Below are 22,343 nucleotides of genomic sequence, written 5' to 3' on the forward strand. Positions count from 1 at the left end.
TCAGCCGCCGGCCACCGACGGGAGCACCTGGACGACGGCGCCGTCGGGCACCGCGGCGTCCAGCCCGCCGGTGAACCGGACGTCGTCGCCGTCCACGTAGACGTTGACGAACCGCCGTATCGCCCCCGCCTCGTCCCGGATCCGCCGGTCGAGCCGGGGGTGGTCGGCCGCCACCGCGTCCAGCAACTCGGCGAGCGTCCCGCACCGCTCCACGTGCAGGTGCTTCGCGCCGCCGGCGAGGTCGGCCAGGACGCCGGGCAGCACCACCTCGACCGACATCACGGGATCCGGGCCGCGCGCACGACGAGGACGTCGGGCAGGTGGTCGGCGACGAGGGTGAAGGACTCCCCCTCGTCGGCGCTGGCGTACACGCAGCCGTCGCGGGTCCCGACGTAGATCCCGGTGGGGTCGCCGTCGTCGGCGCAGAAGCCGTCGCGCATGACCGCTGCCCAGAACCGGTCGGGCAGGCCGGTGCTCAGCTCGGTCCAGGTCTCGCCCGCGTCCCGGGTGCGATGCACCCGCAGCCGACCGCCCGGGGGGACTCGCTGCATGTCGGCGACCAGCGGCACGACCCAGGCGGTGCCGGGCGTGACCGGCGAGGCGACGATCGGGAAGCCGAAGTCGGCCGGGAGGCCCTCGGCGATCGAGGTCCAGCTGCCTCCGGCGTCGTCGGTGCGGAAGACGCCGAAGTGGTTCTGCGCGTACATCCGGTCGGGGCCGGCGGCGTCGACGGCGACCTTGTGCACGCACTGCCCGTACTCCGGCGGGGGCTCGGGCATGAACACCGCGCTGATCCCGCGATTGCGCGGCGCCCACTGCTGCCCGCCGTCCTCGCTCACGTAGACCCCGCCGGTGCTCATCGCCACCGTGACCCGGTCCGACGCCGGGTCGGGCAGCACCGTGTGCACCGCGCCTCCGCCGCCGCCGGGCTCCCAGGTCGGCCGGTGCGGGTGGTCCCACAGCCCACGGACCAGGTCGAAGCTGCAGCCGCCATCGGTGCTCCGCCACAGCGAGTGCGGCTCGCAGCCGGCCCACACCACCTCGGGCCGGTCGGCGCTGTCGGGGCGCAGCTGCCAGACGCGGGCCAGGGCGGCACCGGAGTCCTCGGGGAAGCGGATCGCGCCGGAGTCGGTCTCCTGCCAGCTGCCGCCGAGGTCGTCGGACCACATGACGGTCGGGCCCCAGTGGCCGTACTGGATGCCGGCGAGCACGCGCGGCTGCGACCGGCGGGTGTCGATCGAGACCGCCGCGACCTCCTGGGCGAGCAGGTGCGGCTCACCCAGCGTCCAGGTGCGGCGGTCGTCGTCGCTGCGGGCCAGCCACAGGCCCTTGCGCGTACCGATGGCGAGCAGGTCGGTCATGACGCCCCTCCGGGTCCGGCGGACGGGGCGCAGCGTGCGCCCCTCGAGGGGTCAGACCCCCCGAGGGGCGAGAACTCACCGGCGGGTGGCGCCACCCGTGGGCTGGTCGGGGCCGGCGGACTCGGCGGTCCGGCCACCCTCGTGCCGACCGGCGTCGGGACCGGTGCCGTCGTACCGGGCGGCGTCGCGCCGCTCGTGCTGGTCGTGCTGATCGGCCAGACCGGGCGCCAGCTTCTCGGCCTTCGCCCGCAGCTGGTCGGCCGCCGACGCGTGCTCCTGCGCCTGCGCGTGCCGTTGTGCGGCCTCCTGCTCGGCGAGCCGGGTGCGCTCCTCGACCTCGGCGCGCTCGCGGCGGGCGCGGGCGGCCTGTTCCTCGGCGGCGGCGCGCTCCTTCTCCGCCTGCACGCCGCGCATCTGCGCCTCCTGCAGGTGCTCGCGGGCCTGTTCCCGCTTGCGGGCACCGTTGATGCGGTTGCGCTTGGCGAGCATCAGGGCCAGCAGCGCGAGCAGCACCACCGCGACCACGACGATGAGCACGATCACCCAGGTGTCCACGGCACTCTCCTCAGCTCGGGGACCGGAGTGATCACTGCCCGCGGGAGAGCCGGCGAAACGCCGGGACGACGACCGTCAACTCACTTGAGCGCGCTGCCGGCCTGCCACTCCTCCCACGGGATCGTCCAGTCGTAGATGTCGGAGCGCAGCGTGCCGGCGCTGGAGTTGCGGATCTCGACGACGTCGCCGGGCTGCGTGAACTCGTAGAACCAGCGGGCGTTGTCGGTCGAGACGTTGATGCAGCCGTGCGAGACGTTCTCCCGGCCCTGCTGCGCCACCGACCAGGGCGCGGCGTGCACGAACTCACCGCTGTCGGACAGCCGGACGGCGTACTCGACGGGGGTCCGGTAGCCCTCCGGGCTGTCCACCGGCACGCCGTAGGTGCTGGAGTCCATGACCCGGTCGCGGTTCATCTCGGTGACCACGTGGGCGCCGTTGTAGCTCGGGTTGTCGGGGCTGCCGGCGCTCATCGGGAAGGTCTGCACCAGCTGGTCGCCGTCGTAGACCTCCATCGTGTGCGTCGCGGCGTCGGCGACCGAAACGTGCCGCTCGCCGACCCGGAAGGACACCGCGCGGTCCTTCTCGCCCCACACACCCTCGCCGAGCGCGACGCCGTACAGGTCGGCCTCGAGCGTGACGTCGGTGTTCTCCGGCCAGTACTGGGACGGCCGGAAGTGCACCTCGGTGTCGCTGAACCAGTTCCAGACGCCGTCGGTCGGCGTGGTGCTGGTCACCAGCAGGTGGCTCTCGACGGCGGCCTTGTCGGCGACCGGGTCGTCGAACCAGACGCGGATCGGCATGCCGACGCCGACGGTCTGGCCGTCGAGCGGGCCGACGGAAGGGGTGGAGAGCGTCTGCGGGGTGACCGTCGTGAACGTCGTCGCGGCCTCGACCGGCTCCTCGTCCTCGCCCTCCGCGGTGGCGGTGAGGGTGTAGCTGGTCCCGTAGGCCAGCGGGCTGTCCGGGGTGAAGAGGTCGGTGGCGGGGTTCCCGGGCGCGTCGGCCACCGTCCCGCTGACCTCGGCACCGGCGCCGTCGACGACGGTGACCTCCGTCAGCTCGCCGTCGGTGACGGAGATCTCCAACGGCACGACCGGCGAGACGTCGGCGGACCCGTCCGCCGGCGCCACCGTGACCGACGCCGGGGTGGTCTCGACGGTGGGCTCGGCCGCTGCCGACGCCCCGGACGCCCCCTCGTCGTCGCCCGAGCACCCGGCCACCAGGACCAGGAACCCCGCTGTGACCAGCGCGGCTGTCCGTCGCATCGTGATCCCCTCCGCATCGTCGGTGGCCGCCCCCCGGCCGGCCACCAGCACCGGCCCCCAGTGTCCCTGGCGGAAGCGGAACGTCGACGGACGCCGGGCCCGGGGACCTCCCCACGGCGGGCCGGACGGCGCTGGTATCGTTCTCCCTCGTTGCCCGGCGCGAGTCGGACGACACGCGCCATTAGCTCAATTGGCAGAGCAGCTGACTCTTAATCAGCGGGTTCGGGGTTCGAGTCCCTGATGGCGCACCCTTCCTTCCCATTCCAGCCTCTGACCTGCTGGTTTGCATCAGAACCTCCGGCTGCCGGGTATCCTCGCCCACGCGAAGCCATCGAAAACCCATCGAAAACCCGCGCACGCGGCGCTCCGAGGATCCGACGACGGAACCGCCCCTCGATGCAGCGACAGGACCACGTGACCCGCCGACCGGCACTCAATGAACGGCCCACCCGACGCCATGGGCGCCGCGCCGGCGCCCCGGTTGCGCCCGTCCGCGAGGCCCTGCAGCGGCCTGCGCCCCCGATGAGGGCGACGCCGCCACCAGATCGTCGCGTCCAGTCGCAGCTAGGCAAGATTCAGTCCACCGCGGCGGTCAGGCTGCCGAGGGCGTGCTCCGGGCCAGGTCCCGGTGGTGGGCGTACCAGTCGCTGTGGAACACCTCGCGCGGGTCATACCCCCGCTTGACCGCGAGGAAGTCCGGGAGCTGCGGGTAGCAGGCCAGCAACTGTTCGCGATCTGCCCACCGGTGGTACGTCAGGTAGTAGCTGCCGTCGCGTGCGACGGCGAGGTCGATCAGACGCCGGAACGCCGTTGCCGAACGCTCGATGCCCGCGGGTGTGTGCGGCGTGTGCAGGTTGAAACGTCTGTGCGCGCCAGGGCTGCACGCCGAAGCGGTGCCAGATCCGGGCGATGGTGGCGTGCGAGATCGGGGTGCCCTCCCCGGCCAGTGCGCTGGCGAGCAGTCGGCAGGACCAGTGGGTCGCCCCGAACTGATCCGGCGGCTCGGTCAGGGTCAGCTCCAGCACCCGATCCCGCAGCGCCTCGGGCAGCTGGGCCGGCTTGCCCGGCCGCGGCAGATCCTCCAGTCCGGCCAGGCCGTGCTCGGCGAGCGGCCGCGCCAGGTCACCACCGTTCCCTCGGCGCAGCCCACGGTCGTCGCGATCTGCTTGCCGGGTACCTCGTCGGCGGCCAGCAGCACGATCCGGGCCCGCTCGACCACCCGCGCCGGCGCGCCCCTGTCCCGGGCCCGCCGCTGCAGCTCCCGCCGATCAACCTCCGGAACCTGCACCACTCGCACATGCGCGGCTATGAGAAATGGTCACCCCGGCCGTGAGATCACATCAAGGACTACCGCGACGGAGTACTAGGCTGGCTGTCACCCGTAGAGTTCGAAACCCAGAACAAGATCGTCGCGGTCTAAGGATTCCAAGAACCCAACTCCACCGAACCCAGGGCACCCCAGAGCCTCCACTGACCCTGGGGCGGTTCACGTCGCTGGAGGCCGGTACCGGCGGATGCGGCGGGGTTGGCCGCCGACGTTGGCCAACGCCTGCTGCCAGGCGGTACTGCGCCTGTAGGCCAGGGCGTTGTCGGTCATCACCCGCTTGATGCGGTCGATGCCGTGGTCGGTGAACCAGGCCGCGGCCCGGCGGAGGAGGGCGGCGCAGGTGGCGGCGGTCTCGTCGGGGTGGATTTCGGCGTAGGCCAGCCGGGTGTGGTCGTCGACAGCGCAGTGCGCTGACCGGCGCCGAACTGCTCACCCTGGCCACCGCGACGACAACGCGCTGATGAAGACGTGATCGGCCTGACCTAGACCGAGTGCATCCGCACCACCGTCTTCCACGCAGGGCCCTACAAGACGGTCTCCGACGTGGGTACGCCGCCATCGGCGGAGTCGACTGTTGAAGGAACCGAAGACCTGCCCGGCACCCTCGGAACGATCACTCGAACGAGGCCGAGGAGGCCCACTACGCCGCCCTCATCCCGCAGGAGCATCCCGCATGAGAGCGGCACGAAGCCGGGATCCTTCAATTGCGTGACGCAGGTGGTTGACGCGAACCGCACGGCGGTGGAAACTGCCCCCACCACGTCGTGGCGCACCTGGGCTGGCCAATCGCGGCCGCTATGCGGCACGCTATCAACATTCGTGCCGCTCAGACGAGTCCGAAGTGCACTTGCGAGGCCGGCATGGCTGCGCGACCCTGCCCGACATCAGCGAAGAGCCTGTTTCGTATCTTAACCACTCTGGCGGTATGTACTGCCTTTACCCTTCTTTACGGCGCCGTCGCTGTCCCTCCAGGTTCTTCGCTCCCCCCAGAGGTGTCCGCGACCCAAGCAGAAACCATCTCTTTTGAATCACCCGAGTTCTCCGCGGGCCAAGTTTTGCTGACACACTCCATCGTCGACTTCCCTAGCGCGCCCGTCGTCTTCCACCCGACCCGAGTGACGACCTTCTCTGGGATACTTGCGCTTCACGCGGCCCATGACTGTGCCGACGCTGGCTGCTCCAACGGGGCGCACCGGTTGCCATTGGGTTTTCGCTACCAGCTCAAGGAGTTGTCGGCCCGTATCGGAAGCGATGAGCCCACAGATGTCTACTGCTTCCCGGAAGGGCCAGACCCCTGCAAGCGGTACGCGCGGCTGGTGGGGTATGACCTCACCGGTCGGCCTGTAGCCGACAGTGGCGACCTATTGGTCGCCGGCTTCGCCCGCCCTCGGGACCTCGTCACGGAGCTGCGCATTGCGGATGACCAGGGCCGCATCGCATCGGCCATCCTTTTCATGGGCAAGGAGCTTGCCAACCCCGCGCTCGAGAACCCGGGAAGGGCACAGCTGGACGACCTGTCGTGGACGCGAGGTGATACCTCAGATCCCGTTGTGTCAGGCCCTCCGACGGTGCTTCTGCAGACCGCGGGTCTCGCCTCCGATGTTGACGTCGCGAAGCAGCCGGTAACCGCGCTCGGTCGGTGGCACGGACGATTCACGGTGGTGGCCGAAGCCTCCGACGAGAGCGCTGTCACCCTGGTCGCAATTGAGGGCGAGGCCAGGGTTCAGTGCCAGCGGAGGGATGGCAGCTTGGTGACGGCGAGGCCGCGAATCTACGGTGAGTTCCGGCCACCGGTTCTAGAACCCGCCGTCCACAGAGTCACCGTCCCCGTCGACATGCAGGCGCTTTACCGTCAGTGGTGCGGACCCCTGTGGCGGCTTCGGGCCATGGACCTGATTCTGGCGGGCAGGGCACTGGACAATCAGGGCAACGAGGCCTGGACAGGGGCACTGACGATTACGGCCGAGGCGGACAAGGTCACGGTGCTGACGGTGAACCTCGAGGGCACAGATGAAGACAATTTCTCGGTGCCATGGCGCGTTCGATATGCGCGCATCGCCGCGTGGATGCTCGAGTCCCAGACTGTTCCGGACGTCCTTCTGCTACAGGAAGTGCCGGGGAGCAAGTGCTGGTTCTTAGGCGGATGCGATCCGATGGATTACGAGTCACTTTTCGGGCTCATGCGACAGATCCGCCAAGACACTGGAGTTCAGTACCGGGTCGCCGCACTTAGTGTAGAGGCCGTGCCGTTCAAATTTTCGGAGGACGGTCTTGGGACACTTTGTCAGGGCAGAGCTGTTCTGTACAACAGCAACCGCTTTGCAAACGTTACGCCGACAAGTGGGGAATTGTATCCGGGATCCGGTTGCAGGCCACGCCCCGCGCCCACGACTGCCTCCCTTCTTCCCAGTCTTTCCTGTGCCAATCCGCCGGATGACATGCGGGGCGACTGCGCCGTGGTCGATGGTCGCGGCCTTCACTGGGGCATCGACGGCGCCATCTTCAACAGGCTCGCACTTACCGACCAGGTAGGAAGGTGGGTCGACGTTTACTCTGTCCACCTATCGCCAACGAATGACAGCTACTCCCAACTCGGGGAGAGCCTGGTTCCACACATCGAAAATACCTTCCCATCTACCTCGATCACCCGCCTGCTGCCCCCGATCATCGGTGGCGACTTCAATCTTGGAGCCGTTCATGTCCAGGACGGCGAGATCGATTCACCCGTTGGCAACTTCCGCTTCTTCCGCATCGCGGCGTGGTCGGACGTACGAGCACGAAACGTCGAAGGAGACGGCTCCTTCGATCTGGACGGCTTCCTCGTGGGACGGTCTGACGCCTTCGCCTCGCAGTATGGCTGGAGGACCACGGATGCCCGCACGTTGCCGCCCGGGGCGCGGCCACGCCCGCCGGCCGAAGTTTGCCGGATACCCGAGATTGCTTGGAGCGACCACTGTGGCCTCTACATCGAAATATCAATGCCGTAAAAGTCTCCGTATCGCCGAGGTGAGTGGCGCCTCGGGAGTGACGTCGAGTTGCATAGAGAGTCACATCCTGTTGCGCTGTGTGTGCAACAGCGAAAGCGCTCGCACGCCGCCGGCACTCTCGTTCCCGGCAGGTCAAATCTGGGGCCGCTGATGCGACTCCTCGACTTTGATCAACGGGCCATGTCTCCCGGCGCGCCGGACAGGGGGTGGGGCGCGATGCTCGGGAATAGGGAGCTGATGTTCGCAACACGGGAATCCTCCATGCGGCGACGTCCCCTCCACGCGAGAGGTGAACAACAACAGCGCACGATCGTCCGAGGCTGAACCGCAGATGCTGCTGTTAGCTGGCCGGGTTCTGCGGTTTCTCCTGCAGCGTCTCCTGGAATACGGAATGAAGCTCAGATTCGTATCGGCGTTGCTCACCGTGGCCACGGCCAGCGCATTCCTAGCGGCGGCTCCGGCCGCCGCGGAACCGAAGTGCGATGGCCCCAACCCGCCGCGGATCTGCGATGGTGAGGGTGGCGTTGGCGCAACCCCGCGGCCCACCACGGTCTCAGTAACCGGGTCGTTCACCTATCAGGACGGCACCAGGCCGCGCCCAATCGCCTTCGCCGAGGTGGAGGTGTGGCGTTTCGCGCCACGTATCCTCGGCATCTGGGCATGGGGCAAGGACTTCTCACTCACCACCGACGCCGCCGGTCGCATATCGGCCAGGTACGGCTACGACGGCCCGGGCATCATCTATGCCCTTCGCATCTTCGCATCCAACTACGCCGCAGTGGTCTGGCCCAACGACGCGGTGCACAGCGAGCCGTTCCGGGAACAGCCCGGCGAGCCGGACGGCGCACCGATTCAACGCACCACGACCAACGCCGGTCAGGTCATGGACTTCTCGTACGCATTCGATGACGGTTGGACGCCCCAGCACTTCAATCTCGCGGACGCCATCCGGCATGGGTACGACTTCGCTGTCGCCCGCCGCGACCCAGCCGAGTCGGACCCGATTCCGCGCGTGGGCGTGCAACCCACGTCAGCGTCCGGCACCTGGTACAACGCGCCCTTCGACACGATCGCCATCAACACCACCGACGTCATGAACGACCTGGTCGCCCTGCACGAGTACAGCCACTTTCTCGAGGAGCAGATCGGCAGCCTCCCCTGGATCGTCTCGAGCCACGACTTCTGTGAGGCCACCCTTCCCGGAGGTAACGTCATCTACGGTCCGGGCGGCGACATCATTAACAGCCCAGAGCTCGCCTGGATGGAGGGCTTCGCCGACTGGTTCGCACAGGCGGTGGCGCGCAACAACCCGGGAGCGGGTTCGAGCGGCATCGGCGGCACTCCGACTGTCGGACAGCTAGAGTCGCCTGGCTGCGGACCCTCTGGGGACTACATAGAAGGAAATGTGGCCGGCGCCCTGTGGGACCTGACCGACGGGCCTTCGGCAGGCGAGCCCACAGACAACCAATCCGGCTGGGAAACAACCATCTTCCAAATCATGGACCGGGAACTCGACGTCCCGCCGGGCGCCGGCGACTGGCCGTCGATGCGTGGCTTCCGCGGGGCGTGGCTCGGCCGCGGGCTCGGCGCTCCCACGTTGGACCCCATCCTGCTCCTCAACAACATCCCCCTTCCGGCACCGCCGCAGAAGCCCACGAGCCCCAGCGACGAAGTGTGCGAGGAGAAGCCGTGGACGCCCGGCTGTGACAGATGACTGCACCGATATCAGGATGCAGAAAGTGGCACTGTCCCCTCGTGAGCATACTGTCCAGGACTGCACAAGATGAAGACTGTTAAGTCAGGCATCCAGTCTTCCGCGGACTATCGATGCCAACTAAGAGGACTGGCGATACATGTTGGCAGCGATGAGCCCACGGATGTTCACTGCTTTCCCGGAGGGACTGGACCCTGCGAGCGGTAAGCACGATGTTTGGGCTACGGCCTTGTGGGCCAACTGTCGCCGATTGGAGATCGCGCGTTGCCGCACGAGGAGGCGCCCGCACCCCTGCCTGCCGACATCTGGGATATCCATATCTATGGATATCTAGGATCGCATGGAGCGATCGCTGCGGTTTCTACACAGAGCCACCCCTGCGATCAACGGAGCATCATGACCGCCGACAGGCATCCTCAGAAATGGGAGGGGTCATGCACGATCAAGGTGACCAGGGATCGAACAGAGGGCTGCCGGGCGATATGATCGCCCATCAGCCCCCGTCGATGATCTCTCGACGCGACGTCATGAGGGGGTTGGGTATTGCTGCCTTAGGTATCGGTCTGGGAACGACCGGCCTCGGATTACCCGGGAATGGACGGGTCACCCATGCAGCGGAACAGGGAAGCGGCAGCCCCCACTATAATAGCGCCGCACCCTTCGAGTACACACTCTGGACATGGGGCCGCAACTATCACGGGCAGCTTGGGCAGGGAAAAAGAAGCGAGTCGGTCCTCGAGCCGGCACGGGTCGGGCAGATCACTCAAGTAAGGAGTGTCGCAGGCGGCGAGGAACACTCAGTCATCAGCCTCTTCGACGGGACGGTCTGGGCCTGCGGTCGCAACAACTATGGACAGCTCGGCAACTGCACCTACACGACTCGCTCGGACTTTAGCCAAGCATGCTTCCTGAGCGAACTGCTCGCCACAGAGGTTTATGCTGGAGGAGACCAGAGTTTGGCGGTATTCCCAGGCGGACGCGTCTTCCGTTGGGGTTCTGCGTACGCATGCCGCTCCTCGAGTGCGATACCTCTCCCGGTCGATCTTCCCCTCGAACGTGTGACATTGGCAGCCGGAGATCATCATCAGTTGGCGCTTGGCCATGAGGACGGGCGAGTTTTCAGCTGGGGCGCCAACTATTACGGGCAGTTAGGCAAAACTGAGTCGAGCTCTTGCTACCCAGTGCCAGTGTGGTCGCCGGAGCCGCCGACGCGGGCAGTGGCCGCTGGCGGAGATCACAGCTTAGCCCTCGGGGATGCTGGGAACGTTTATTCTTGGGGAAGGAATGATTACGGACAGCTGGGAAGGGAGACCCGGGACCATAGTTGGGACTACTATCCTCAGGAAATTCCAGGAGTCGAGAATATCGTATCCGTGCACGCCGGCAGGTACCACAGCTTGGCTATACGAGACGACAGAGCTCTGTTTGCCTGGGGGAACAACATGGCGGGCCAGTTAGGGGTAGGGCGCGCTGGAGGCATCGAAATGCATCCACAACGGGTCTTGGATGACGTCACCCACGTCGCAGCTGGGGCATTCCACACGCTTGCAGTTAAGTCAGGCTCGGTTTGGTCGTGGGGGAACAACACGTATGGGCAACTTGGTCACGGAGACAAGAATGGCCGATCAAGCCCTGCTCGAGTCGGAGAGTTCAGGGACTCGATTGCGCTGGCGGCAGGTCACAACCATAGCATCGTAGTCCGTTTGCTCGGAGTTTGACCGACGGTCAAGTCCGCTGGCGTGGTGTGTGACGGCTACCGCGTGACCTTCGTTTCGGTCAGGCGCTGAGCGCCGGGATGGTCGGCTGGTCGGTCACCTCCTCTGTGGTCTAAGGAGTGTCTGCTGGATCATGGAAGGCAGGTGAGTAGCGCGGCGAGATCGAGTGCGCCGGCGTAGTTGCGGGCGTGCTTGTCGTAGCGGGTGGCCAGTCCGCGCCATTGTTTGACCCGGCAGAAGCCGCGCTCGACGACGTTGCGACGGGCGTAGCGGCCGGCGTGGAAGCCGACCGGACGCCCGCCGGCAGAGCCTTTGCGGCGCCGGTTGGCCTGCTGGTCGCGGGGCTCGGGAATGGTGTGAGCGATGCCTCGGCGGCGGAGCAACGTGCGGTTGGCCCGGGAGCTGTAGCCCTTGTCGGCGACCAGGTAGTCCGGGCAGGTCCGCGGTCGGCCCGGGCCACTGCGGGTGACGCGCAACGCTGCCAGCAGCGGAGCGAACATGGTGGTGTCGTGGACGTTGCCGGCGGTCAGCAGCACGACCAGGGCCCGGCCGCGGCCGTCGGTGAGCGCGTGCACCTTGGTGGTCAGCCCACCGCGGGACCGCCCGATGGCGTGATCGGTCGGCTCGGCGGCGAGGACTTCGGCTGAGAAATCAACCTCGCTCGGGGCGCCGGCCGCCCTCCTGGTCGTCGTCTTCCCGCACGGTTGAGGCGTTGCCGCCCACCCGCCGGGCGATGGCTCCGTGCTGGTGCACCCGCACCAGCGTGGAATCGGCCGCGACCAGCCAGTCCAGCTCGCCGGCGGCGTCGGCGTCGGCCTGCGCCCGGGCCAGCAGCCGAGCCCAGGTGCCGTCGGCGCTCCAGCGGGTCAGCCGCTCGTAGGCAGTCTGCCAGGGCCCGAACTGCTCGGGCAGCTCCCGCCAGGGCGAGCCGGTGCGGTACTTCCAGGCGATCGCTTCGATCACCTGTCGTGATCGCGCGACCGGCCGCCGCGCCGATCGGCTGAGGACGGCAGCAACGGCTGCATCCACGCCCAGCTGCATCGGAGACCACCGTTCGATGCTGTCGCATCGCCCGGAGCCTGCCGACTCAACTACCCAAGATCCGTCAGACACGCCCTAGTAGTGCTTCGTTAGGTCCTGTCTGAGCGGCGTCCGCGCGCTGCCATGGGGCATGACTCCGGGGGAGCTGGCCGCCGTACGCGGGCGGTTGGAGGAGTTCGCGGCGGAGATGTTCGCGCCGCTGGCCCGCCATGATCAGCGGGACAAGGGGCAGACATACGTGCGCGGGTTGCTGCTGGACGGGCGGCGCAAGTCGATGCAGCCGATGGCCGAGCGTCTCGGCGTCGACCATCAGGGGCTGCAGCAGTTCGTGTCGTCCTCGACGTGGGCGGTGGAGCCGGTGCGCGAGCGGCTGGCCCGCCGGGCGGTGGGGGTGATCGCACCGGATGCCTGGGTGGTCGACGACACCGGTTTCCCGAAGGACGGCACCGCCTCGCCGGGGGTGGCCCGGCAGTACTCCGGCACGCTGGGCAAGGTCGGCAACTGCCAGATCGGGGTGTCGATCTCGGCGGTCACCGACACGGCGTCCTGCCCTCTGTCCTGGCGGCTGTTCCTGCCCGAGCGCTGGGACGACGCCTGCGCGAGCACTCCGGAGGCGGCCGCGGCGATCCGCGACCGCCGGCAGCGGGCCGGCATCCCGGCCGAGCAGCGACACCGGGAGAAGTGGCGGCTTGCCCTGGACATGATCGATGAGCTGGCCGGCTGGGGGCCGGCGCCGCCGGTGGTCGTCGCCGACGCCGGCTACGGCAACAACGCCGAGTTCCGCGAGCAGCTCACCGCCCGCGGCCGGCCCTACGTCTGCCAGGTCAACAGCGACCTGACTGCGCATCCTGCCGACGCGGTGCCGGAGACGATCGACTACTCCGGCCGGGGACCGCGGCCCAAGCCGCGCTACCGCACCGCCCCGCTGGCCATCCGGGAGCACGTGCTGGCCGCAGGCCGCGAGGCCGCGCGGCAGCTGACCTGGCGAGAGGGCTCCTGCGGGCCGATGACCTCTCACTTCGTGGCGCTGCGGATACGTCCGGCCGGCCGCCGCCCGACCGGACGGCTGGCCCGAGACGGTTCGCTGCCCCTCGTGTGGCTGCTGGCCGAATGGTCACCCGACACCGCCGAGCCCACCGACTACTGGCTCTCGTCCCTGCCCGCCAACAGCGACCTGGCCGAGCTGGTCCGGCTGGCCAAGATCCGCTGGCGGATCGAGCACGACTACCGCGAGCTGAAGACAGCCCTCGGCCTGGACCACTTCGAGGGCCGGACCTGGGCCGGCTGGCACCGCCACGTCACCCTGGTCACCGCCGCCCAGCTGTTCGTCACCGTGCTGCGGACCAGCCCAAAAGCGGCTGCGCCGGCCTGAGCCTCTACGCGGTCCTGCACCAACTGCAGACCCTCCTGGCCACCTGGACCGGCACCTGCATCGTCTGCGGACAACCCGTCGACGCCCATGCCCGAGCACCGACCTAACGAAGCACTACTAGTAGTACTTCGTTAGCTCCTGTCTGAGCAGCGTTCGCGCGCTGCGATTGGGCATGACTCCGGGGGAGCTGGCCGCTGTGTGGGGGCGGTTGGAGGAGTTCCCGGCGGAGATGTTCGCGCCGCTGATGCGTCGTGAACAGCGGGACAAGGGCACCACGTATGTGCGCGGGTTGCTACTGGACGGGCGGCGCAAGTCGATGCAGTCGATGGCCGCGCGCCTCGGGGTGGACGAGCAGGGGCTTCAGCAGGTCGTCTCGTCGTCCACCTGGGCGGTGGAGTCGGTGCGCCAACGGCTGGCCCGCCGCGCGGTCGAGGTGATCGCCCCGGATGCGTGGGTGCGCAAGCGTGCACGCCCACTTCGACCGCGTCCTGGACGCCCTGGCAGACAAGCTGCCGAAGGTCGCCGAGCACCTCGAGGCCGCCCGCGCCGACGTGCTGGCCTTCACCGCCTCGCCCAGGGAGGTCCGGCGGCTGATCCGGAGTAACAACCCCTCCGAGCGGCTCAACCGCGAGATCCGCCGGCGCACCGACGCGGTCGGCATCTTTCCCGACCGCGACGCGCTGGTCCGCCTGGTCGGCACCGTCCTGTCCGAGCAGCACGACGAATGGACCGAAGGCCGCCGCTACTGTTGATTCAGGCGTGCCGAGGAACCTTGTTTGGTCACGATCGAAGGGCCAGTATGGATGCGGCATGTACGCTATTCCGACGTGAACGAGGATGCGTGGTACTGATGAACTGGGACCACCTGAAGGAGACCTACGTCAAGCACGGAATAGTAGTAGTATTGGGGGCAGGTGTCTCGGTCGGCTCCGGCTTACCAACCTGGAGCGGACTATTAGAGAGGATTGCGGACCGAGTGGAGGATGAAGGCGGTACAGACTTCGTCCGCGAGCTCCAAAGCTGTCACGTTCCATTGCAGGTCATCGCGAGTGTCCTAGAGGAACGGTGCGGCGACAGAGAAGAATTCGTTGCAATAGTTCGAGAGGCGCTGTACAGCGAGTTTCCATTTTTTCCAGGTCCAATCAACCACGACGTCCGAGCCGAGCTAGTCCAGCACGTGCAACTCAATAATGTAACGCTGCAAGCCGTTGCTAGTCTATGCGCCATGCGCGATAGTGAGCATGCACGCTACTCGCCGAATCCACAAGTCCACGCGGTCGTCACGTCAAATCTCGACAACGTGCTACAGGAATACGTCCGGGGACGATACGGAGTCTCACTATTGCGCACGATCGACAGAGCCTCTGCGCAGGCTATTGTCGGGCGCACGAACGTGTACCATATGCACGGATTCACTCGTTTCGACCCCAAGGCTGCCGATCCTGCGAAGAATGCGCCAGACGCTGTGGTCCTTACGGAACAAGATTACTACGACTTCTTCGGAAGTCCGACAAGTCTCTTCAACTACACCTTTTTGTATCTTCTGCGCGAGTGGTCCTTTCTCTTCATCGGCAGTTCAATGCAAGATGAGAACATCCGGCGACTGCTTCACGTCTCGAAGTTGGAGCGGGTGCATGGTCACCAGAATGAAAGAAAGCTAGAGCCGGACGAGATTCGGCGACAGGTGCAACGGCATTTCGCAATATTGAAGCACAGTAGCGTCCCTCGGGTGGACGATGCGGTTGAGGCGTCGCTGCGTCCACTAGGAACCTCTGTAGTGTGGATCAACGATCACAAGGAACTGAAGCCTAAACTCCAAGAGCTGTACGAGGCCGCGGGCCTTAGCTGGGAACTCGTCTTTTGACCGAATCCGCGAGTAGCGGCGCGACGCTGCCGGTGAGACGGCGATAGGTACCCGTACCAATCGGCGATGACCGTGTTTGCGACAACTCGGCTCTCAAGCCTGGAAGGACATCTATCGGGTGGCAGCCTACGAGGCTTGAGACGCGAGCGCGATCTGACCGCGCCGGCCCAACTGGGCAACGGCAATAGGCGGATCAAGATTCTGCGGCTGGGCGCGGCGATGACCGGGCACTCAAACGCCCGCCTAACCGCGGCGTTGACGACCGGGTGACGGCGCAGTGACACCTCCTTGCCATGCTGCGCTCGATGCTGGCAACGGCGGGCATCAGGGAGCGTGGGATGTTCCGAGTACCAGACCCTGGGTGTGGGTCGAGGAGCACGGGCGGCGGACCCAGGATCAAGATCAGGATCGCGGGCCGGTCACCCGGTCGACGCGGCGGTCGAGCGCTTCGCACGGCAGGGCGACGGTCGTGCTGCCGGACTACTACTTCCGGGCGCTCACCGACAAGGAGGGCGCGCGTCCACGTCACCTCGGTCGGCGACGCATGGGCACGACGAGTACACCGCCGTCACCCCGCCGAGCGCGGAGTCGCCTTCGCCATGGAGCAGTCGCCCGCCGCGGCTCCACCAGTTGCCGAGGACTAATCGCCGAAAGGAGCTGGTGCCGCCCTCCCATGGGCTCGGGAGACCGCAGCATTCAGGACCCGACTCGGCGAGCCAGGGCGAGCGCCTAGGTCTTCAGTTGATGCGGGTCATTCAGGACACACCAGTTTTCGCACTGTCACCCCAGCGCAGCAGGGCGAGATGTCGGGCCCGGAGCGGTGCTGGATCACGTGAGGAGATGAGCCAAAATGGACGATCAGCAGACTCACACATCCGGACAGCCGGTCGACTCCAGTCACGACCACCCCGACACGACAGGTAGCCACGGAATGCTGCTGTTCGGCGACGAAGTGCTGCACCTGTCACACCTGCCGATGTTCCACTTTCCGCACAACTTTCAAGTGCTGCTGTCGGTGCGGTTCGACGACGACTCGTCCCGTGCCTTTCTTGCCGACCGCGCCACGGGTGACGGTGGCTTGTACACGTTCCTCCCGGAACTCTTTCCCATCACCGAGCTCGACCCCCGGAACGGTCCCAAAAGGTCTTCTCTGGAGGGCACCATCTTCCGCGGGCACTTCGAGCGCGGGGGAGTTTCGATCGTCACCGGTGCCGTGGCCGATGTGCTGCACGTCGTGCACTTCAGCGAGTTGGTCGAGCGTGAGCCGGCGCCGGATGCCGAGTTGAGATACTTGTGCTTCGGCCCGGCCGGCCGGCTCCATCTCGTCCACGAGATCACGGCGAGGCCGAGCTTCGATCACGTGCTCATCGCGCGAATCGTGCCGGGAACCCTGACGGACATGTCGGGGCGGCCGCTCGATGACGACGTGACCGCGATGAGTTTTCGTTCCGCTCAGCCCGCCGAAATCGCTCGCAGAGACCTGCCGGACACCAGGTTGACGTCCGGCGAGAGCGTCACCGGAACCTTCCGTCGGACCCCCCCACCCAGCGGCCTGCACGGCTTTTCCGCCCAAATCGAAGGTGCCGAGGAGATTTGGCTCGAGATCGACGAGCTGACGTGACCGGATGTCCGATCCATCAGGATGCGATCCCTGGAGATGGCCGGAGGTGGCATAAACCATGAGCACAGCTCCACAGGCCAAGGCTCCCGCCCGCTCGTTCCGAATGCCGATCGACGACGTTCACGTAATCACGGGCCGTGGCACTCTTGTGACGGGGAGGATCGAGCAGGGCGCTGTCAAAGAGAATGACCCCGTCACGATCACAGGCGCCGGCGCAAAGCCGACGTTCAGCGTCGTCACCAGACTGGCGTTGATGTCCGGCAAAGCCGTCGACCAGGCCAAGGCAGGCGACAGCGTCAGTCTGCTACTGCGCGGGGTCAGGCCTGAAGACGCGGGGAGAGGCCGAGTCCTTCAGGGGTCGTGAATTCGCATGATTCTTCCGTCGATCGCGACGCCATGGACGCCTCGCGATTTCACGCCACGGTGACCGAACCGGGTCGGAGACTCCTGCGGCTCTAGTCTAGTGCTCCGTCGCGGTGCTCCTTGATGTGATCTCACGGCCGGGGTGACCATTTCTCATAGCCGCGCATGTGCGGGTGGTGCAGGTTCCGGAGGTTGATCGGCTGGAGCTGCAGCAGCGGGCCCGGGACAGGGGCGCGCCGGCGCGGGTGGTCGAGCGGGCCCGGATCGTGCTGCTGGCCGCCGACGAGGTACCCGGCAAGCAGATCGCGACGACCGTGGGCTGCGCCGAGGGAACGGTGGTGACCTGGCGCGGCCGCTACGCCGAGCACGGCCTGGCCGGACTGGAGGATCTGCCGCGGTCGGGCAAGCCCTCGCCACTGCCGGAGGGGCTGCGGGATCGGGTGCTGCAGCTGACCCTGACCGAGCCGCCGACCGCCCTCGGGGCGACCCACTGGTCCTCGCGGCTGCTGCCGACGCGCTGGGCGCGGAGGGCACCCCGATCTCGCACGCCACCATCGCCCGAATCTGGCACCGCTTTGGGGTGCAGCCCTGGCGCGCGGAGACGTTCAAGTTCTCCACCGATCCGCAGCTGGCGGGCAAGATCCGCGACGTCGTCGGGCTGTACCTGCATCCGCCCGAGAAGGCGGTGGTGCTCTGCGTCGATGAGAAGCCGCAGATCCAGGCGCTGGAGCGAACCGCGCCGACGCTGCCGGTGCGGCCAGGCTCTCCCGAACGGCGGACCTTCGATTACGTCCGGCACGGCACCACCACGCTGTTCGCCGCACTCGAGGTGGCCACCGGCAGGGTCACCGAGGCCTGCACCGACCGGCATCGCCACCAGGAGTTCCTGGCCTTCCTCAAGCAGGTGGCGGCCGCCTATCCGCGCCGCGAGCTGCACGTGGTGGTCGACAACCTGGCCACCCACAACCATCCGGCGGTGCGCGCCTGGCTGGCCCGTCATCCGCGGGTGACCCTGCACTTCACGCCGACGTCGGGATCGTGGCTGAACCTGGTCGAGGCCTTCTTCTCGATCATCACCCGCCAAGCGCTGCGCCGCGGCAGCTTCCCGACCGTGGCCGACCTGATCGCCGCGATCGAGCGGTTCATCGGCGCCTGGAACGACCGCTGCCGGCCGTTCACCTGGACCAAGGATCCCGACACGATCATCGCCAAGGCCACCGGTCCACGGCACCGCAAGACATCAACCACGTCAGTTACGGAGCACTAGGCGATCAGCCTCTCTCAACGATGAATAGTCGCACCAAGCGGCCAATAAGATGAGTTCTAGGACGACCTAGCGCTCACGACACCCAACAACTGCCGCCAACTCCCAAGCCTTTACTGAAGAACGGCACGCATGCTACCAATATGGGTAGCTCGGGCCCCGCTTCGCGGGGCCCGATCGCCGTTTCTAGGGGTGACCTGTTGGTCATTGTTGGGAGGCGTTGGAGATGCACGGCGGAATGAAGGTATACGCCGGTCCGCCGGCCGCCGCGCGGCAGTACCTGGAGGCCGATCGCGGGCGGGCCGATGACTACTACCTGGCAGGGGGGACCGGCCTGGCCCGCCGCTTCACCGCCCGCGCCGGGCGGGTGCAGGAACGTGCGGCGCTGACCGGAGAGACCTACGAGACGTGGGTGGCCGGCCGGGATCCTGACACCGGCGAACCGCGGGGGCGGCTGCGTACCGACGAGCGCGCGGTGCGCTTCGTCGAGGTCGTTGTCAACGGCCCGAAGTCCTGGTCGCTGGCCGCCGCGGTGCACCCGGACATCGCCGCCGCCTACGATGCCGCCCAGGACCGCGCCGCCACCCAGATCGTCGGCTGGCTGACTGTGCACGCGACCACCCGGGTCGGCCCGCGCGGCGGCCAGGTGCAGCTGCCGGTCCAGATCCTGGAGGCAGCGACGGTGCGGCACTACACCTCCCGCGCCGGCGATCCGCACCGGCATCTGCACCTGCAGATCGGCGCCCGGGTGTTCGCCGCCGGGCAGTGGCGCGGGCTGCACACCGTCGGCGTGCGGGACTTCCTCGCTGCTCAATGGGATCGGGCACGCCGCGGTCACCACCGATCCGCACTTCCGGGCCGCGCTGGCCACCCACGGCTACACCGTCGATGCGACTGGAGAAATACCGGAGCTCGCCGAGTACGCCGGTCCGTTCAACGCCCGGGCAGCGCAGATCGGGCGCAATCTGGACCGCTACGAACGCGACTGGATGCAGGCGCACCCCGGACAGCAGCCCGGACCGGCGCTGCGGCGAGCCTGGGACGCCCGGGCGTGGGCCGACGGACGCCCGGACAAGGTCACCCCCCGCTCGGGCGCCGACCTGATCGCGCGCTGGCAGGCCGAGCTGGCCGCCCTGGGCTACCGTGACCCCGACACCCCGGTCCAGCTGCGCCCCACGCCGGTCGGCGCGCTCGACCGCGACCGCGCCGTCGACCGCATGCTGAGCCGGCTGGCCGCCGGCCGCTCGGCGTGGAACGCCGCCGACCTTCGCGGCGAGGCCGAACAGCTCATCGCCGCGGAGGGCGTCGTGGCCGAGGCCGCGGTGCGCAGCGAGCTGGCCGAGGACCTCACCGCCCGCGCCCTGGCCCACTGCGTTCCGCTGGTGCCGCGCGACGGGGTACCCGAGCACCTCCGGGCGTGGACCTCGCCGGCGGTGCTCGAGGTCGAAGCCGACCTGACCGCCCGCCTCGCCGCCCGCGGCACCGACCATGGGCTCGGCGCCGACCTCCAGCCGGAGCTGGCGGCCGACCTGGGGCGGCTGGATGCCGGGCAGGCCGCCACCGCGGCCGCGCTCGCCGGAAACCAGCCGCTGGTCGTGGTCGAGGGCGCGGCCGGCACCGGCAAGACCACCACCCTCGCCACCACCCGCCACCTCCTCGCGCAACAGGGGCGCGGGCTGCTGGTGGTCACCCCGACGCTCAAAGCGGCCCGGGTCGCCTCCGCCGAGGTCGGCACCGCGGCCGGCTCGGCGGCCTGGCTGGCCTTCCAGCACGGCTGGCGCTGGAACCACGACGGCGCCTGGACCCGGCTCACCGCAGGGCAGGCCGACCCGGCCACCGGCGCCGTCCACGCCGGCCCGGCCCAACGGGCGCGGCTGCTCCCCGGGGATCTACTCGTCGTGGACGAGGCCGGCATGCTCGACCAGAACACCGCCCGCGCCCTGCTCACCCTGGCCGACGAGTGCCGAGTCCGCATCGCGATGCTCGGCGACCGCCACCAGTTGCCCGCGGTCGGCCGCGGCGGCGTGCTCGATCTCGCGCTGCGCGCCGCCGACCCGGCCGCCCGCCCGACCCTCGACGCGGTCCACCGGTTCCTCCGCACCGACGATACCGGGCGCACGGTGCCCGACCCCGGCTACGCCGAGCTGACCCTGGCCATGCGCCGCGGGGAAGACGCGAGGGCGGTCTTCGACGCGCTGTGCGTCCGCGGCCAAATCCGCCTGCACCCGAATCCCGCCGCGCTGCAGGAGACGCTGGCCGCCCTTGCCACCACGGCCCACACCGAGGGCCACGAGCTGGCGGTCGTGGTGGACACCCGCGACTAGTTCCGCGGCTGCCAACCTTTGCCCGGTGCAGGACCGGTTCTCGGCTGGGGCGGTGCCGGTCAGCCTTGTCTCGTCTGATCCTGACTTCCCCGCAGGAGATGCGAGATGGTCCAGCCCGTGCAGGTCCGGCCGATCAGCAACGACGAGGGCATGCGGCTGCTGCGCATCGTGCGCCGCGGCACCGGGTCGGTGGTGGCCTGGCGGCGGGCGCAGATGGTGCTGCTCTCCGCGCAGCGGATGCCGGTGGCCAAGATTGCCGAGGTCACCTTCACCAGTCCCGACCGGGTCCGCGACGTGCTGCACAACTTCAACGCCGACGGGTTCGATTCGCTGTATCCGCGCTACGCCGGCGGTCGGCCACCGAAGTTCACGCTGCCCCAACGTCAGCAGATCAAGCAGATCGCGCTGAGCCGCCCGGCCGATCACGATCTGCCGTTCTCGGTCTGGAGCCTGTCCAAGCTGGCCGACTTCCTGGTCGCCGAGGGGGTGGTCGACGACATCTCCCACGAGGGCCTGCGCCTGCTCCTGCGTGACGAGGACGTCAGCTTTCAAGCCGTGAAGACCTTCAAGACCAGCACCGATCCGGACTACGAGGCCAAGACCAGCCGGGTGCTGGCGCTCTACGCGATCGCCGACGGGATCGTCGAGCCCGGGCCGGACGACCCGACGATCGTGTTCTGCGTCGATGAGTTCGGGCCGCTGAACCTGCAGCCTCATCCGGGCAAGCAGTGGGCGCCACGGGCCAGCGGCCGCGGGGACCCGACTGCTCCGCGACGGCGCCGACGCCGGGCGACCTACACCCGCCCGCACGGCGTGCGGCACCTGTTCGCCGCACTCGACCTGCCCCGCGACAAGCTCTACGGCCACGTCACCCACCGCAAGGGCCGCACCCAGTTCCTGGCCTTCTGCCGGTACCTGCGCTCGCTCTACCCGGCCGACGTGCGGATCGCGATCGTCTGCGACAACTTCAGCCCCCATCTGTCGACCACCCGCGATGACCGGGTCGGGGCGTGGGCCGAGGCGAACAACGTCGAGATCGCCTACACCCCGTTCTACGGCTCCTGGCTCAACCGCATCGAGGCGCAGTTCACTGCCCTGCGCTACTTCACCCTCGACGGCACCGACCACCCCACCCACCGCGAGCAGGCGCGCATGATCCGCCGCTACATCGGCTGGCGAAACCGGCACACCACCGACCCAAAGCTCCGCAAGGTCATCAAGCGCGCCTCCACCATCAAGAAGGCGAAGGTTGCCTGACCCGGCACTAGGTCAGTTCCTACGCGCGAGGCGCCTGACCGTGCCGAGTACGTAGATCAGCGAGAGCACAAAGAACAGTCCACCCACGGCGGCTCGCACCTGGTCGTCGGTCAACGGTGAGCGCTGTGCGATCGGTCCCGCGACGGCGTCTCCCACCTTCGCGCGCCAACCCTGGAGACCAGCCTTGCCGAGCGACACTGCATCCATCGACGCCCACTACCCCGCTGGTCCTGGGGTAGGCCACGACATGGGGCAGCATGCCTCGTCGGGTAGGGACCAGCCGGACCCGCTTCAAGCCCGAAGCCTGCCCCTT

14 protein-coding genes, 1 tRNA gene and 6 pseudogenes are annotated in these 22,343 nt (G+C 67.9%); 13 read left to right on the forward strand and 8 right to left on the reverse strand.

Translation table 11 applies throughout. The features are described 5' to 3' along the window. The 4 genes from MY520_RS20945 to MY520_RS20960 form a co-directional block, all read right to left on the reverse strand. Complete coding sequence (locus tag MY520_RS20945) at positions 1–279, reverse strand: MoaD/ThiS family protein (protein ID WP_436694506.1); 279 nt, start codon at positions 277–279, stop codon at positions 1–3. Next, positions 279–1,361 carry a WD40/YVTN/BNR-like repeat-containing protein gene (locus MY520_RS20950; protein WP_436694507.1) on the reverse strand — a complete coding sequence of 361 codons (1,083 nt, stop codon included), beginning with the start codon at positions 1,359–1,361 and terminating at the stop codon, positions 279–281. Before MY520_RS20950 ends, MY520_RS20945 begins: the two co-directional genes overlap by 1 nt. A gap of 75 nt (positions 1,362–1,436) precedes the next feature. After that, entirely contained in the window at positions 1,437–1,916 is a 480-nt protein-coding gene (locus MY520_RS20955; protein ID WP_436694508.1) for a hypothetical protein, read from the reverse strand. A gap of 80 nt (positions 1,917–1,996) precedes the next feature. Beyond that, on the reverse strand, positions 1,997–3,181 hold the full coding sequence (locus tag MY520_RS20960; protein WP_436694509.1) for an Ig-like domain-containing protein: 1,185 nt from the start codon (positions 3,179–3,181) through the stop codon (positions 1,997–1,999). Positions 3,182–3,356: 175 nt separating this feature from the next. Here MY520_RS20960 and MY520_RS20965 point away from each other — a divergent pair. After that, positions 3,357–3,429: transfer RNA gene (locus MY520_RS20965), tRNA-Lys, on the forward strand. Between the two features lie 420 nt (positions 3,430–3,849). Here the strand turns inward: MY520_RS20965 and MY520_RS20970 are convergent. The 3 genes and pseudogenes from MY520_RS20970 to MY520_RS20980 all read right to left on the reverse strand — a co-directional run. Next, complete coding sequence (locus MY520_RS20970) at positions 3,850–4,302, reverse strand: helix-turn-helix domain-containing protein (protein ID WP_436694528.1); 453 nt, start codon at positions 4,300–4,302, stop codon at positions 3,850–3,852. Next, complete coding sequence (locus tag MY520_RS20975) at positions 4,194–4,469, reverse strand: helix-turn-helix domain-containing protein (protein ID WP_436694510.1); 276 nt, start codon at positions 4,467–4,469, stop codon at positions 4,194–4,196. The genes MY520_RS20970 and MY520_RS20975 overlap by 109 nt, the downstream gene beginning before the upstream one ends. Positions 4,470–4,679: 210 nt before the next feature. Further along, positions 4,680–4,916 (reverse strand): annotated as a pseudogene (locus MY520_RS20980) (DDE-type integrase/transposase/recombinase); the annotation flags it as partial. A gap of 584 nt (positions 4,917–5,500) precedes the next feature. Here MY520_RS20980 and MY520_RS20985 point away from each other — a divergent pair. From MY520_RS20985 to MY520_RS20995, 3 genes are all read left to right on the forward strand, one after another. Continuing rightward, positions 5,501–7,495 (forward strand): hypothetical protein, encoded by a 1,995-nt coding sequence (locus MY520_RS20985; protein WP_436694511.1) that lies wholly within the window; start codon positions 5,501–5,503, stop codon positions 7,493–7,495. Positions 7,496–7,784: 289 nt separating this feature from the next. Continuing rightward, positions 7,785–9,209, forward strand: a complete 1,425-nt coding sequence (locus tag MY520_RS20990) for a hypothetical protein (protein ID WP_436694512.1) — start codon at positions 7,785–7,787, stop codon at positions 9,207–9,209. A gap of 527 nt (positions 9,210–9,736) precedes the next feature. Beyond that, positions 9,737–10,927, forward strand: coding sequence for an RCC1 domain-containing protein (locus tag MY520_RS20995; RefSeq protein ID WP_436694529.1), 1,191 nt, complete (start codon positions 9,737–9,739; stop codon positions 10,925–10,927). A gap of 128 nt (positions 10,928–11,055) precedes the next feature. Here the strand turns inward: MY520_RS20995 and MY520_RS21000 are convergent. Continuing rightward, positions 11,056–11,949 (reverse strand): annotated as a pseudogene (locus MY520_RS21000) (IS5 family transposase). Positions 11,950–12,095: 146 nt separating this feature from the next. On the opposite strand from MY520_RS21000, the gene MY520_RS21005 reads away from it, so the two are divergent. The 9 genes and pseudogenes from MY520_RS21005 (at position 12,096) to MY520_RS21045 (ending at position 22,030) form a co-directional block, all read left to right on the forward strand. Then, positions 12,096–13,337: an IS701 family transposase gene (locus MY520_RS21005; RefSeq protein WP_436694513.1), complete on the forward strand. Its 1,242-nt coding sequence runs from the start codon at positions 12,096–12,098 to the stop codon at positions 13,335–13,337. Positions 13,338–13,566: 229 nt separating this feature from the next. Further along, positions 13,567–13,779: pseudogene (locus MY520_RS21010) on the forward strand (transposase); the annotation flags it as partial. A 16-nt stretch (positions 13,780–13,795) separates the two neighbouring features. Continuing rightward, positions 13,796–14,083 (forward strand): annotated as a pseudogene (locus MY520_RS21015) (transposase); the annotation flags it as partial. Positions 14,084–14,187: 104 nt separating this feature from the next. Continuing rightward, entirely contained in the window at positions 14,188–15,201 is a 1,014-nt protein-coding gene (locus MY520_RS21020; protein WP_436694514.1) for an SIR2 family protein, read from the forward strand. An 850-nt stretch (positions 15,202–16,051) separates the two neighbouring features. After that, the gene (locus MY520_RS21025; RefSeq protein WP_436694515.1) at positions 16,052–16,822 is read left to right on the forward strand and encodes a hypothetical protein; all 771 of its coding nucleotides are present in this window, start codon (positions 16,052–16,054) and stop codon (positions 16,820–16,822) included. A gap of 103 nt (positions 16,823–16,925) precedes the next feature. After that, on the forward strand, positions 16,926–17,186 hold the full coding sequence (locus MY520_RS21030; protein ID WP_436694516.1) for an EF-Tu/IF-2/RF-3 family GTPase: 261 nt from the start codon (positions 16,926–16,928) through the stop codon (positions 17,184–17,186). Positions 17,187–17,352: 166 nt separating this feature from the next. Then, a pseudogene (locus tag MY520_RS21035) lies at positions 17,353–18,452 on the forward strand (IS630 family transposase). A gap of 235 nt (positions 18,453–18,687) precedes the next feature. Further along, positions 18,688–20,770: pseudogene (gene mobF / locus MY520_RS21040) on the forward strand (MobF family relaxase); the annotation flags it as partial. A 108-nt stretch (positions 20,771–20,878) separates the two neighbouring features. Continuing rightward, positions 20,879–22,030, forward strand: coding sequence for an IS630 family transposase (locus MY520_RS21045; protein WP_436694517.1), 1,152 nt, complete (start codon positions 20,879–20,881; stop codon positions 22,028–22,030). Positions 22,031–22,343: the final 313 nt, after the last annotated feature.

This window comes from Geodermatophilus sp. CPCC 205506, assembly GCF_051383635.1.
Taxonomy (GTDB): domain Bacteria; phylum Actinomycetota; class Actinomycetes; order Mycobacteriales; family Geodermatophilaceae; genus Geodermatophilus.

What these genes read in the sequence shown, in the direction of transcription:
- MY520_RS21045 (WP_436694517.1), top strand. Translation starts at nt 20,879, where the DNA reads ATGGTCCAGCCCGTGCAGGTCCGGCCGATCAGCAACGACGAGGGCATG.
- MY520_RS20995 (WP_436694529.1), top strand. Translation starts at nt 9,737, where the DNA reads ATGAGGGGGTTGGGTATTGCTGCCTTAGGTATCGGTCTGGGAACGACC.
- MY520_RS21025 (WP_436694515.1), top strand. Translation starts at nt 16,052, where the DNA reads ATGGACGATCAGCAGACTCACACATCCGGACAGCCGGTCGACTCCAGT.
- MY520_RS20945 (WP_436694506.1), bottom strand. Translation starts at nt 279, where the DNA reads ATGTCGGTCGAGGTGGTGCTGCCCGGCGTCCTGGCCGACCTCGCCGGC.
- MY520_RS21020 (WP_436694514.1), top strand. Translation starts at nt 14,188, where the DNA reads ATGAACTGGGACCACCTGAAGGAGACCTACGTCAAGCACGGAATAGTA.
- MY520_RS21030 (WP_436694516.1), top strand. Translation starts at nt 16,926, where the DNA reads ATGCCGATCGACGACGTTCACGTAATCACGGGCCGTGGCACTCTTGTG.
- MY520_RS20960 (WP_436694509.1), bottom strand. Translation starts at nt 3,181, where the DNA reads ATGCGACGGACAGCCGCGCTGGTCACAGCGGGGTTCCTGGTCCTGGTG.
- MY520_RS21005 (WP_436694513.1), top strand. Translation starts at nt 12,096, where the DNA reads ATGACTCCGGGGGAGCTGGCCGCCGTACGCGGGCGGTTGGAGGAGTTC.
- MY520_RS20950 (WP_436694507.1), bottom strand. Translation starts at nt 1,361, where the DNA reads ATGACCGACCTGCTCGCCATCGGTACGCGCAAGGGCCTGTGGCTGGCC.